This window comes from Paenibacillus sp. YAE3, from assembly GCF_057546105.1.
This window is the reverse complement of sequence record NZ_BAAIYF010000002.1, coordinates 61,021-74,427: the sequence shown is the minus strand read 5'-3', so window position 1 is coordinate 74,427 and position 13,407 is coordinate 61,021. Positions and strand designations below refer to the sequence as shown.

Sequence of the window (13,407 nt, the reverse complement as noted above, 5' to 3'; positions counted from 1 at the left end):
AAACGAAAGGGGAAACGAAAATGACGCTTGATAAAAACGATAAGCTTCCTTATTCGAATGCCGATCCGTGCTGGTTGAGGTATACGAAAAATGAATCCCTTGAAGACATCCCGCGTTTGACCAAAATTACCGTCCATGGCTCGTCGGAACAAATCCATTCGGCACTGGCGGAGCTTGTTTACGGCATGACGGAGATGACCGGGACGGTGCCGGAAACGGGGGAAGATCCAAATGGCCTTGAAGCGAACGTCGTCCGGCTCGTCCAATTCGACGAGGCATTGCCGGAACGGTTGCGGGAACTAGCGCCATTCCACGATTTGCACGAGGAAGGTTATGTCATCCGGTCCGTCCCGGAAAACGGGGGAGAGTCGATTCTCGTAGCGGGCAAATCCGGCAAAGGCGTACTGTACGGCACGTTTCATTTATTGAGGCTGATGCAAACCGGAGATTTGCCGAGCGGACTGCAAATTCTGGAAAATCCGCGGAACGGGCTCCGCATGATGAACCACTGGGACAACATGGACGGCTCGATCGAACGCGGATACGCCGGGCAATCGATCTTTTTCAAGGATAACGAGTTTGTTCGGGACCAGGCTCGGATCAGGGATTATGCGAGGCTGATGGCTTCCGTCGGCATTAACGGCGTGGCCATTAATAACGTGAATGTCCACAAGACCGAAACGCAGCTGATCACGTCCCGGTTTTTGCCGGACGTGGCGGAGGTGGCCGGAATTTTCCGCCGGTACGGAATCGCCTTGTTCCTCAGCGTCAATTATGCGAGCCCGATCGAGCTGGGAGGGCTGGATACGGCTGATCCTCTCGACTCCCGCGTGCGGGCATGGTGGAAGGAAAAGGCCGCTGAAATTTACGGGTACATCCCCGATTTCGGAGGATTTGTGGTGAAAGCGGATTCGGAGCACCGGCCCGGCCCCTTTACCTACAACCGGACGCATGCGGACGGCTCGAACATGCTTGCGGAGGCGCTCGAACCGTACGGCGGCATCGTGGTCTGGAGATGTTTCGTCTATAACTGCCTGCAGGACTGGAGAGACCGCACGACCGACCGGGCCAGAGCCGCCTATGATCACTTCAAGCCGCTGGACGGCCAGTTCAAGCAAAACGTCGTTTTGCAAATCAAAAACGGGCCGATGGATTTTCAGGTCAGGGAGCCGGTTTCCCCGCTATTAGGCGCGATGCCGGAGACCAACCAAATGGCGGAGTTTCAAATCACGCAGGAATACACGGGCCAGCAAAAACATGTATGTTATCTCGTTCCGCAGTGGAAGGAGGTACTTGACTTTGATACCTTTGCACGGGGCAAAGGTTCCGAAGTAAAAAAGATCGTTGCCGGAGAAACGTACCCTTATGCGCATTCCGGAATGGCGGCAGTCATCAACGTGGGAGACGATCCGAATTGGACCGGGCATACGCTGGCGCAGGCCAATCTTTACGGCTTCGGGCGGTTGGCGTGGAATCCGGACCTTTCGGAAGAGGCGATCACGGCGGAGTGGATCGGGCTCACTTTCGGCAAAGATGAGAAGGTTTATCAAGTCTTGCGTTCCATGCTTGCCGAATCCTGGCGGGTATACGAAAGTTATACGTCGCCGCTCGGGATCGGATGGATGGTGAATCCGGGGCATCATTACGGGCCGAACGTCGACGGTTACGAATATTCCGTATGGGGGACGTATCATTATGCCGATTGCCGCGGCATGGGCGTGAATCGGACCGTGAAGGACGGAACGGGGTACACGGCGCAGTATTTTCCCGAAAACATGGAGCGTTACGAATCGCCGGAGACTTGTCCGGACGAGCTGCTGCTTTTTTTCCATCACATGCCGTACACCCATACGCTGCATTCAGGCAAAACGGTGATTCAACATATTTATGACAGCCACTTCGAAGGGGTGGAAGGCGTGGAGGCTTTCATCGAACGTTGGCAAGGACTCGAAGGGCGAATCGATGCGAAACGCCATTCACAGGTGATGGAACGGCTTCAGATTCAGCTCGCGCATGCGAGGGAGTGGAGAGATGTCGTCAACACGTACTTTTTCCGGAAGTCGGGAATCGAAGACCGTCACGGCCGCCCGATCTATTAAGCTTCTTCGGACCGCAGGCCGCAGGACTAGACCGGTCTGCAAAAGGTAAGGAACTTTCAGGATGCAGGATATTTGCGCTATGCCGCAAGTCTCCTGCATTTTTTATTGTTTTTTAGTGGAAAGTTGAACCATTTTTGCTAGTAATACGTACTAACTTATGAGATTCCTACTCCAAGGAGGTACGTTATATGAGGAAAAAGAAGTTCATCTGGCTGCTGGCCGCCGCGCTTGCGCTGACTCCGCTGGTGCCGACCGGGGCGCATGCATCCGAAAGCAAGGCTGTCGTTGCGGTTCAAGGCCTTGAGCAATTCGCTGCCGAAAAAGCCGCGCTGCTTACCGAAAAATACGGGACGACCAGCGTCCAATATGCGCTCATCGACGGTGGCACGATATTGGCTTCGGGGCAAACGGGCCTCAACGATCCTGCAGGGAAGATTCCGCTGACCAAGGATACGATGTACGGCATCGGTTCTACCAGCAAGATGTTTACGACAGCGGCCGTTATGAAGCTGGTCGACGAAGGTAAAATCGACCTGGATACCCCGGTTGTGAAGTACATAACCGATTTTACAATGAAGGACGAGCGGTATAAGCAAATTACGCCGCGCATGCTGCTCAACCATTCTTCGGGCCTGCAGGGGTCCAGCCTGGGCAATGCTTTTCTGTTCAACGATCAAGACACGTATGCGCATGACACGCTGCTTAAACAGCTGGCATCGCAACGGCTCAAGGCCGATCCGGGCGCCTTTTCCGTATACTGCAACGACGGGTTCACGCTGGCCGAAATTCTCGTCGAAAGAGTCAGCGGCATGAATTTTACCGCATTCATCCATCAGCATTTTACCGGCCCGCTGTCCATGGATCATACGAAAACTTCGCAGGATCCCCTGGGGCAAGGCAAGTTTGCCGGGCTTTATTATCCGGGATTTGACACGCAGCTTCCCAATGTAACGGTGAACGTGATCGGCACGGGCGGAATCTACTCGACGGCGGAGGATCTGGCGCGATTTTCGCAGCTGTTTACGGGACAACAACAAGGAATTTTATCTGAAAAGTCGATTCAAGCCATGCAGCAGGAGGAATACAAAAAAGGACTGTGGCCTAAAGAAGCCGACAGTTCCGTCGGTTACGGGCTCGGCTGGGACAGCGTAAGGCTGTATCCGTTTAACGACTATGGCATCAAGGCTTTGGTCAAGGGCGGGGACATCATTTTGTACCATGCTTCGTTGGTCGTGCTTCCGGAGCAGAACATGGCAGCTGCCGTCTTGTCTTCCGGGGGGAGCAGTGCGACGAACCAGATGCTGGCCACCGAACTGCTGCTGCAAGCGTTGAAGGAAAAGGGAGCGATCCAAGCGATCAAGCCCGAGAAATCGTTCGGCAAGCCGGTAAAGGCCGACATGCCAAGCGAAGTGAAGAATTACGCAGGATATTATGGTGCCTTGGGCCAACAAATCCACGTCGCCATCCAAAACGGGGAGCTTACGCTGGCAATGCCAGGCGCGTTCGGGGTTCCGGAACAAAAATTCGTCTACACGGCGGACGGGACATTCGTGAACGCGGAAGGAACCGCGAAGCTTGCTTTCGTCAAGGAGAAAAACGGACGCACGTACCTGTGGGACCGGGAATACACCAGCATACCGGGTTTAGGGCAAATTGCCGTATCCCAATACTTGGCGGAAAAGCTTGAAAAGCACCCGATCGCCAAGGAAGCCGAAAAAGCGTGGTCGAAACGAGAAGGCCAAACGTACTATCCGATCAACGAGAAATTCGATTCGCTGATGTACATGATGAAGCCTTCGTTCGAAATCACCCGGGCCGATGATTTGAAAGGATACTTCGGAGACAGGCAAATTACCGGCCCCGACACGGCGGCAAGCCAGCTGCAGATTCCAGCCATGAGCGGCCGGGATCAGGCGGAATTCCATTTTTATAAGGAGAACGGCACGGAGTACCTGGAGGCAGCCGGGGGACTTTACGTCAGCGGGGAAAAGGTAAAAACGCTCTATAAAGGGAAACAGTCCACGGTGACGATCCAGCCTGACGGCTATGCCAAGTGGTTCACCATTCCGGAAGGGGCGGCCGGAAAACGAATGACGGTCAACATGCCGGCACGGGGTTCGTATGCGGTGTATGACGAAAAGGGAACCTGCGTGAACTTCACCGTCGCCAGCGGGAAAAACGACGTCGTTCTGCCGAAGAACGGAACCGTCGTTTTTGCCGGGGAAGCGGGTTCGACCTTCGGCATTACGTTAAAAAAGTAGTCCATCTTTAACTGGTTTATGCGCAAAAAGGCGGGACACCGGAATACATACCGGGATGTCCGCCTTTTTTTGGGTTCAAACGTCATTGCTTTAATGTTTGCTTTATGGGATAAAACGGGGGGAACGGTGCTAAACGCCCCGCTGCCGGAAAACAGCCCGAGCGAAAGGCAGAAACAGACGAAGGCTAACAGGCTGACCGACATAAATGCTCGCGTACGAAACCCGCTGCTGAAGAAAACGTATAAGATAACGACAAAAGTTTGCGGGCAGCAAATAGGGGAAGGAGCGGCATTTTTGGCACAAAAACATGTATACCAGTACAGCCATGCGCGCAAAAAGAAAGCATCCAAAAACAAAAACAAGCGCAAAACCCCCAAGGAAAGCTGGGGATCCAGGTTCTGGTTCGGATTTTTAAAAGCGCTTGGATTCGTGGTTTTATTGGGCATGATTCTGCTTTATGGGGATTCGGCCCGGCTGACGTCGATCATATTAAACGCGACACCGGTCGATCAACTGACCGACGAGACGACAGGCATGGTCAAGCTTGAAGGCCAGGCCGAGGGCACGGCCGCCTTCACGGACGAAGGCAAGCTTAGGGCTCACTTCGCGCTGATCCAAAAGGAAACGTTCTACTGGCAGTGCAGCAAAAGCGGATGCTCCTATAAGCGAAATGAAGACCGGAAGCCCGAGGTTTCGGGTTTGATAGGGGTAAACGGGGCCATCGTGGAATCGGATTGGTTCCGGTTTTACTCGGACTGGCTGCCCTTGAATGCTTCTACGGTTGATGCGGATGAATTATCGAATATTTATGAAGGCGATTCTTCCCGTCCGCTTTTGGTCGAAAGCCCGAAAGAAAAGGCTTACGGCTATTATGCCGTTTCGCCGGGCGATCACGTGGCGGTCATCGGTTTGGCGCGCGATGGACGGCTGGAGCCGTTTGCGTTGCCGGGGGAGGATGAGAAGCGCGTCATTTTGATCGGAGCAAGCGTGGAACGCATGGTGTCGGAGGAACGGAAAAGCCAAATCGTGTATTTGATCATCGGGGCCGTCGTCGCTCTGATGCTGCTGCCAACGGTCATTCGATGGGTTCGGGGTTTGTACCGGAAGATCCATGGCGTTCTCCATCGTTAATCAGACGGTCCGGATGGAGCATCATCCATTTGGCCATTAATGTCCATCATCGCCTGATGCATCAATAAGGACTTTCTCCCGCCGGAAGGAGCGGCAATCGCCGCAACGTTCCGATGGAGAGAAAGTCCTTATGGGTTTTCGGAGCAGAATATCAAATTTAGGCACGGAGCATCTGCTTCTTATGTACCTTCCGTCAGCCGAAGGAGGTATAGACGCTCTGTTCTACGAGTTCCCTGATTTCGGCTTTATGCGCGGCATGCCGCTCTGCGGTTATGCTGCCGCTCCGGAGCCGGTCATCCAGCTGTTTCGAAAGCTGGGCGACCTGGAGCTCGATGACGTTTTCGATATCGCCGCCTTGTTCTGACGCAATGTCATGCAGGGATTTGCCTTCGTATAAAGATTGAACCAATTCCTCGTCGGACGTCTGGTTGAGTGCCTTCAAAAAATCGTCTTTTTCCGGAGCGTCCGTGGAGGACCACTTCGGCGCCGGGCATGCGCTTGTGATGGAGCCGCTTAACGCGGTGTTTCCAAAGGACAATATGACTACCATCGTTCCGACAATCATCACTCGCTTTATGTTCATGGTGAAAATCCTCTTTTCTTGTTTTATCGTGCGTATGGTCTGCGTAAAGTTTCGGGAAGCGGGTTACCAGCCTAATGTTATTGTAAACTGCAAACCTGAGGGGAACCTTAATCGTTCTTTAAAAAATCCTAAAGTTTGGCTGGGACGCGGAGCTTCCGCGCTCGGAATCCGGAGCGTTTGGCGTCCGGAGCGGATCTGACATGCCATCGAGCATAACCTAAATAGTCTGGTTATGTAAAAATTACCATTTTTACTGTCGATAGGTGCAAATCTTCCGGGTGACGGCGTAAAAAAGTATGATACAATGGGATTTATTGGAGCTAAACATTGGTCAATTCATATCATGGGAGAGGTGCTTAGCGTATGGCGAAAATTTTGACCCGGTCCGAAGTGGCCGTGGAATCCACATGGAATTTGGACGATATTTTTGCGACCCCGGAGGCATGGGAACAGGAACTGAAGGCGATTGAGCAGGATATCGCTTCCGTTACCCGGTTCGAAGGGAAACTCGGCGAAGGGGCGGATACGCTGCTGGCTTGTTTGGTTGCGCAGGAAGAACTCCTGAGCAGAACCAACCGCACCGCCGCTTATGCTCACCTGCTTCAGTCGGGGGACAGCATCAATCCGGACAATCAGATCAAAGCGGCCAAAGCCCGGGATGTATCTTCGTTGGTCAGCACCGCATTGTCTTTCATCAAATCGGAAATCATCGCGCTGCCTGACGGAACGATCGAGCAGTACATAAAAGAACAACCTGCCCTTGAGGATTTCAAGCGCAGCCTGCAGCTGCTTTTGCAAACCAAGCCGCATCGATTGACGGCAGAAACCGAAAAGGTACTGGCTTCGTTCGGCGAAATTTTGGGAGCGCCTTATCGCATCTATGAACGCAGCAAGCTGGCAGACATGACGTTCCCGTCCGCCCTAAACGGCGAAGGGGAGGAGGTACCGGTGTCGTTTGCGCTTTATGAAAACAAATACGTCGAATCATCGGATACCGCTTTGCGCCGCAATTCATTCAAAGTTTTCAGCGAAACGCTGCACAAATACCGCAATACGTTTGCCGAAACGTACGGCACCGAAGTGAAACGGCAAGTGATCGAATCGCGCCTGCGCGGATACGACTCCGTCACGGACATGCTGCTCACGCCCCAGCAGGTCACGAAAGAAATGTATAACAATATTTTGGATATTTTGCAGGAAGAACTTGCGCCGCATATGCGAAAGTACGCCGCCCTTAAGAAACGGGTGCTGGGTTTGGACGAAATGACGTTTGCGGATTTGAAGGCTCCCCTTGATCCCGAGTTCAATCCAAGCATTTCTTTTCAGGAGGCAGGCGAGCTGATCAAGGAAGCTCTATCGATTCTGGGTCCGGAATACGGGGAAATCGTGTCGGCCGCTTTCCGCGACCGTTGGGTGGACTATGCGGATAATGCCGGTAAGAGAACAGGAGCTTTTTGCAGCTCCATTCCGGGAGTGCATTCCTATATTTTGATCAGCTGGGCGGACAGCATGAGAGGCGCCTTTACGCTCGCGCATGAAGTCGGTCATGCTGGCCACCTCATGCTCGCAAGCAAATACCAGCGTTTGACGAATTACAGACCGTCCTTGTATTTCATCGAAGCGCCGTCGACGATGAACGAACTTCTGCTTGCGGATCATTTGCTGTCCCGTTCCGATGATCCAAGGATGCGCCGCTGGGTCATTTCCCAGCTGCTCGGCACCTACTACCACAATTTCGTCACCCATTTGCTTGAAGGAGAGCTTCAGCGCCGGGTGTACGATCTGGCTATGGCCGACGTTCCGATCACGGCCGTGAAGCTGTGCGAACTGAAAGGGGATATCCTGTCCTCGTTCTGGGGAGAGGATGTGGTCATCGATGACCATGCCAAGTTGACCTGGATGCGCCAGCCGCATTACTATATGAGCTTGTACCCGTATACTTACGCTGCCGGGCTTACCGCATCCACGGCGGTAGCCAAACTCATCCGGGAGGAAGGGCAGCCAGCCGTGAACCGCTGGCTCGACGTCCTTAAAGCAGGGGGCTCCATGAGCCCGCTGGACTTGATGAAGCTGGCCGGCGTGGACATGTCCCAGCCCGATCCGATCCGCAGCGCGGCTGCCTATGTCGGATCGCTTATCGATGAGCTGGAAAGCTTGTATTAAGCCGTTTGCGGCAAACGTTCAAAGAAGCCGAATCCAACAACGGCAGTCTCCGATGCACACCATCGGAGACTGCCGTTGTTCGTTCATGTCGTCCGGAACGTGAAAGGGTTCCAAGCTTTCATTCATCATTGGGATTTTTCGAAAGAGCCCAAGTTTTTTTTTGAGGCCTCGTTAACCAACTGCGCATTTGGCCGATGCCATATCGCCAGCACGACCAAAACGATGGCGCTTCCCATGTAGGTGTACATGATACCGTGAGGCAGGTTGAGGATCAAATACGTCAGCATCGGGCCGATCGCCGATCCCAAATCCGCAGCAACCGAAAAAGCGGTCATGACGGCGATGACGGAAGAAAGGCGGGCGACATCCGAAGCCAAAGCATCCAGTAACGTGGTGATGGCCGTACTGGTTGCCATGACGAACAAGATGGCCGCGCACCAAACGTAGACGGGAAGCTGCCACGGAATCAGGGCATATCCCGCCGCCGAAACGATCAATGCCATACGGAAAAGAGGCAGTCTCCCCTTGACTCCGTCCGACCATCGGCCGAACAAAGAAGCGAGAAACGGCTCCCAAGCCCAGCGAACCGCTTGCAGCACGCCCGACAGCATCGTGCTTGTCACGATCATGCCGATGAGCATCATCGGCTGCGCATAGTGGGTTTCGATCAGAAGACTTAACGTAGAAGTTAATACCGTTTGGATGAGAAATAAGAGCAAGCCGGTAGCGATGATTTTCATTACGGGTTTCGTCCAGACGGTCTCGTGCAGGTTGCCGCGCCTCTTTTGCCGGTATGAACCGTCGCCGCCATTTGCCGTCCGATCGGTGGTGCCGGTGATATGTAACGCAACATAAGGAAGTCCCGCCAGCATAAACAACCCGAATGCGACGGAGACGGCATCCATGCCGGTAAACGGAACCAAAATGCCTCCGGCCAACATGCCGACCAGGCTTCCGAGGCGTGAAATTTCGTTAAACCGCCCCATGAGATGGCCCCGGTTCGAATCGTCGGAATAACGGATGACCGTTAAGTAACTGCCCATGCGGAGAAAGGACCACGCAATCCCCCATAGGCACCGGAGCACGAGCCACGCGGCGAACCCGTTCAACACGCCGTAACCGACCGTTGTCATGGATGCCAGCAGGACGGCAAAAGCAAGGCCGGCCCGGAGCGGCAGTTTTCGATAGAGCAGTCCGATCAGCGGCGTGATGGGCAAGCGGACAAACCGGTTGATCGAAAGGAGGAGGCCGACCTCCCAAAGCGCCGTGAGACCGGCCTCCTTCCAGTAAATCGGCAAAACGATGTAGAGCATCGAATCCCCGAGCAGACAGAGCGCCGTAACGATGGCGATGACGGTGACCGGCTGCTGGCGATTTCCTTGATAACCTTTTCGCAGAGTAAAGTTCATGGTTTCTCCTGAAAGTCAGACATGGAGGATCAGGCCGTCGTATGCCACTCCGATGCCGTGAGGCTCGAATATTCGGACCCAGTCCTCGTGAAGCAGGCCGGCGTTGTGCGTGAAGTGGGTAACGTAGATCAAACCGTTTTCGGTCAGGATCTTTTCCTGCAGAAATTTGCTTTGAACATCGAGGATGGTATCTGCGCTCATATGTCCGGACTGGCGGTTGTTTCCCGTCAAGCCATGGGTGCAGTCCAGGATCGCGATATCGGCTTTTTTGCCCTGCAGCCACTCCCAGGTCGCATCCGGAAACCATCCGGTATCATTGCCGTAGAGAAGCGTTTTGCCGTCTTTCTCCACGAAATAAAGCAAGCAGGTTTCCATGGGGTCGTGGTCCGCAAGGAGCGGCGTCACGGTTGCAGAGCCGATCGGCATCGGTTGAAACGGTTTCATGCGATGGAAAGCAAAACGGTTTTTGAAGTGTCCGAGGGCTTGGCGGGAATGAAACATGACGAGATCGTTGCCGTAAATCCGTAGCGGGTGCTCGATGCCGTGCGCGAAGCCTTCGATCCGGCTGATGAGATCCTGCGGCTGAAAATGATCATAATGCGTGTGGGTCACAAGCAGATGCTCGATTTGGCCCAGATCGATATCGTCACGCAGAGCCTGCATCTGCGAATCGGCCGAATAATCGAATTTCCAAGTGTCGTCGAGGATGACGGAAGCACGCGTGCGGATGTTTTTCCCGCCGAGCTTCCTCGACTGCAAGCATGTATCGCAGCGGCAAAACACGTTTGGCACGCCTTCGGCGGCCGCCGTTCCCAAAAAGTGAATTTTCATCGTTTACAGATCACGCTCCTATGGATGGATTAACCATTTCTCCCCGCTCTTTTCATATACCGGAACGGATCCGATTTGTAAATGGATAATTGTTAGATCCATGTCGGACATAGACCATGCCGGTGAAAGAGAGGCGTTGACATCCATGGCATTTTTTGATTAAATGGAAAAAATTGAATATCAGGAAAGCGATGATGGATAGGGTGTACACCTTCAGTAAGGAGCTTGAATGGACGTCTGCAGAGAGCCGGTGGCTGGTGTGAACCGGTGCGATCATGTTCCCGAATTACGATCCGGAGCTGGAAAAGCGAAATGCGCGCACAGTAGCTTTTACCCGGCATGTCCAGATGCCGTTATGACAAATAAGCGAAAGAGGTTATTCCAAACTTCTTTAATTAGGGTGGTACCGCGAGACAGCCTTCTCGTCCCTTGATGGGAGAGAGGGCTGTTTTTTTATTATTTCTGGTTGAGTTTAAGGGGGAGACACACATGGAATCGTGGATACGACAGTTGTCGGATGAGCAAAAACGAGAGCTGGACCGGCAGCTGAACATCATTCGCAGAGGAACGGCGGACATCGTTCCGGAAGAAGCGTTGGCGCAAAAAATCGCGTCGTCGATCGTTACGGGAAAACCGCTGAAAGTGAAGCTCGGGCTGGATCCGTCCGCCCCGGACATCCATATCGGTCACACCGTCGCCCTGCACAAGCTGAGGCAGTTTCAGGATTTGGGACATGAGGTTCAGCTGATCATCGGCGACTTTACGGGGAGGATCGGCGATCCGACGGGAAAATCCGAAACGAGGAAGCAACTGACGGAAGAGGATGTCAAACGTAACGCCGCCACGTATGAAAAGCAGCTGTATAAACTTCTTGACCCTCAAAAGACCCAATTTTATTTTAATTCCGCATGGCTTCAAAAGTTGAATTTCGAAGATGCGCTGCAGTTGGCGGGGAAGGTGACGGTGGCGCGAATGCTGGAGCGGGATGATTTTGCGAAACGTTACGCGAATCGTCAGCCCATTCACATCCATGAGTTTTTTTATCCGCTCATGCAAGGGTTCGACTCGGTTTCGCTGGAAAGCGACATCGAGCTCGGAGGCACGGATCAGACGTTTAACATTTTGATGGGGAGGACGCTCCAAAGCGCACTTGGTTGCAGCAGCAGCCAAATCGCCATCCTGATGCCTATTTTGGAAGGGCTTGACGGTTCGCAAAAAATGAGCAAAAGCCTCAGCAATTACATCGGCATCGACGATTCGCCGAATGATATGTTCGGAAAAGCGATGTCGATCCCGGATGAACTCATGTTAAAATACTACGAATTGAGTACGCCGATCTCGAACGACGACCTGCTTCTGCTGAAGAAAGGGCTTGAAAACGGGGAGATCCATCCCCGCGACGCGAAAGTCCGATTAGCCAAAACGTATGTTCAGATGTACCATGGCGAGCAGGCGGCAGAACAAGCGGAAAGGCATTTTGCCTCCGTATTCCAGCATCGCTCGCTTCCGGAAGATATTGAGGAATTTACGCTAAGCCGCGAGCATTTGGAGGAAGGAAGCATTCCGGCCGGCAAGCTGCCGGTCGTGCTCGGGTTCGTGGCGTCCAACAGCGAAGCGAGGCGCAGCGTAACGCAAGGCGCGGTCAGAATTAACGGGAAAAAGCTGTCGGACCCGTACGAGCCGATCCGGATCCAACATGGCGACATCGTGCAGTCAGGCAAAAGGAAATTTGTTAAAATCGTGATTGACCAAGGACATTAAAACGTTTTATCGGGGAAGGAAGGGGCCACATTGACCTATACGTTCGAAGATTTGTACGAAGCGGCGGAGATCGATGATTTTACGGCCGTGAAACGGGTTTTGCAAGCGGACCCGTCGTTGATTCACGGGAAAGACGAATACGAATTTTCAGTGCTCCATGGCGCCGTTTCGACGGATAACGAGGAAATGGTCGAATATTTGATTCGGCAGGGGGCGGACATCCATGCCAGGAATGAGGATGGGATTACGCCTCTGCATATCGCACTGTATCCCGAAATTGCTTCGCTCCTGGTCCGCCATGGGGCGGACGTCAACGCGGCAGCGGAGGACGGAAGCACGCCGCTCCACACGCAGGTTTCCGACGGCGAGGAAAGGCTGGATGTCATCGAAGCGCTGCTGCGCCTGGGGGCCGACAAAACGCGAAAAGACCGGAGCGGCCAGACCCCGATCGACATCGCCAGAAGCCGCGAAGAACTGGAAATGATAGAATTGTTACGGTAAGCAACTTCCGGCGGATGTACCAAAGGAGGGGAAAGCCGAGCGGCTTTCCTCTTCATTTTTGGAATGTGTATATTATTATTTTGAGGAACCGGAGAAACGCGTTTCAGTGAAATGAACACCTGAGAAATGATGACAAATGGACTTGGGGTGATTTATGATTAGATATGACCTAAAAGAAAGGATGTGCAACGCCATGAATGAGCAGATCCAGATCGGATATGAGCCTCCCGAAGCGGAGGAATACGTCAATTTGCGGCTAAAGGCCGGCCTCAGCGGCAAGGATATCGAAGCTTCGCGCAGAGGACTGAAAAATTCGCTGTTTGCGGTAACGATTCGGCTTGACGGGGAATTGATCGGCATGGGCAGGGTGATCGGCGACGGCGGCTGCATGTTCCATGTCGTGGATATTGCCGTTTCCCCCGAACATCAGGGACAAGGGCTCGGCAAAAAAATCATGTCCGAGGTGACGGCTTACCTGGATCGGCATGCCACGAAAGGGGCTTACGTCAGTCTGATGGCCGATGTTCCGGCAGACCGGTTGTACCGGCAGTTCGGTTTTGAATACGGAGCTCCTGCTTCCGTCGGCATGTACAAAAAATACGATTGACGGGGGAACTGGCCGGCAACGGCGGTTCGGAGATTTTATTATTATTGACTGAACGATCCGG

General features: G+C 53.3%; 10 protein-coding genes and 1 other annotated feature. Of the genes, 7 read left to right on the top strand and 3 right to left on the bottom strand.

The window, feature by feature from the left end:
• Nucleotides 1-20: 20 nt before the first annotated feature.
• The 3 genes from AC27KL_RS03210 to AC27KL_RS03200 all read left to right on the top strand — a co-directional run bounded on the left by AC27KL_RS03210 (nt 21) and on the right by AC27KL_RS03200 (nt 5,491).
• The gene (locus tag AC27KL_RS03210) at nt 21-2,099 is read left to right on the top strand and encodes an alpha-glucuronidase family glycosyl hydrolase (RefSeq protein WP_487168828.1); all 2,079 of its coding nucleotides are present in this window, start codon (nt 21-23) and stop codon (nt 2,097-2,099) included.
• Nucleotides 2,100-2,287: 188 nt separating this feature from the next.
• Nucleotides 2,288-4,360 carry a serine hydrolase domain-containing protein gene (locus AC27KL_RS03205; protein WP_487168827.1) on the top strand — a complete coding sequence of 691 codons (2,073 nt, stop codon included), beginning with the start codon at nt 2,288-2,290 and terminating at the stop codon, nt 4,358-4,360.
• A 294-nt stretch (nt 4,361-4,654) separates the two neighbouring features.
• Complete coding sequence (locus AC27KL_RS03200; protein WP_487168826.1) at nt 4,655-5,491, top strand: hypothetical protein; 837 nt, start codon at nt 4,655-4,657, stop codon at nt 5,489-5,491.
• Nucleotides 5,492-5,684: 193 nt separating this feature from the next.
• Here AC27KL_RS03200 and AC27KL_RS03195 read toward each other — a convergent pair whose 3' ends face one another.
• Nucleotides 5,685-6,074, bottom strand: a complete 390-nt coding sequence (locus AC27KL_RS03195) for a hypothetical protein (protein WP_487168825.1) — start codon at nt 6,072-6,074, stop codon at nt 5,685-5,687.
• Nucleotides 6,075-6,437: 363 nt separating this feature from the next.
• On the opposite strand from AC27KL_RS03195, the gene pepF reads away from it, so the two are divergent.
• A complete protein-coding gene (pepF, locus tag AC27KL_RS03190; protein ID WP_487168824.1) occupies nt 6,438-8,237 on the top strand; it encodes an oligoendopeptidase F in 1,800 nt (599 codons plus the stop codon).
• A 125-nt stretch (nt 8,238-8,362) separates the two neighbouring features.
• On the opposite strand, the gene AC27KL_RS03185 is transcribed toward pepF, so the two are convergent.
• Nucleotides 8,363-9,646 (bottom strand): MFS transporter, encoded by a 1,284-nt coding sequence (locus AC27KL_RS03185; protein ID WP_487168823.1) that lies wholly within the window; start codon nt 9,644-9,646, stop codon nt 8,363-8,365.
• A gap of 15 nt (nt 9,647-9,661) precedes the next feature.
• Nucleotides 9,662-10,477: an MBL fold metallo-hydrolase gene (locus tag AC27KL_RS03180; protein WP_487168822.1), complete on the bottom strand. Its 816-nt coding sequence runs from the start codon at nt 10,475-10,477 to the stop codon at nt 9,662-9,664.
• A gap of 182 nt (nt 10,478-10,659) precedes the next feature.
• Nucleotides 10,660-10,910 (top strand) — a binding site (T-box leader).
• 56 nt (nt 10,911-10,966) lie between these two features.
• Here AC27KL_RS03180 and tyrS point away from each other — a divergent pair.
• The 3 genes from tyrS (at nt 10,967) to AC27KL_RS03165 (ending at nt 13,346) form a co-directional block, all read left to right on the top strand.
• On the top strand, nt 10,967-12,238 hold the full coding sequence (gene tyrS, locus AC27KL_RS03175; protein ID WP_487168821.1) for a tyrosine--tRNA ligase: 1,272 nt from the start codon (nt 10,967-10,969) through the stop codon (nt 12,236-12,238).
• Nucleotides 12,239-12,268: 30 nt separating this feature from the next.
• On the top strand, nt 12,269-12,739 hold the full coding sequence (locus tag AC27KL_RS03170; RefSeq protein ID WP_487168820.1) for an ankyrin repeat domain-containing protein: 471 nt from the start codon (nt 12,269-12,271) through the stop codon (nt 12,737-12,739).
• Between the two features lie 193 nt (nt 12,740-12,932).
• Nucleotides 12,933-13,346: a GNAT family N-acetyltransferase gene (locus AC27KL_RS03165; protein ID WP_339324638.1), complete on the top strand. Its 414-nt coding sequence runs from the start codon at nt 12,933-12,935 to the stop codon at nt 13,344-13,346.
• Nucleotides 13,347-13,407 lie beyond the last annotated feature (61 nt).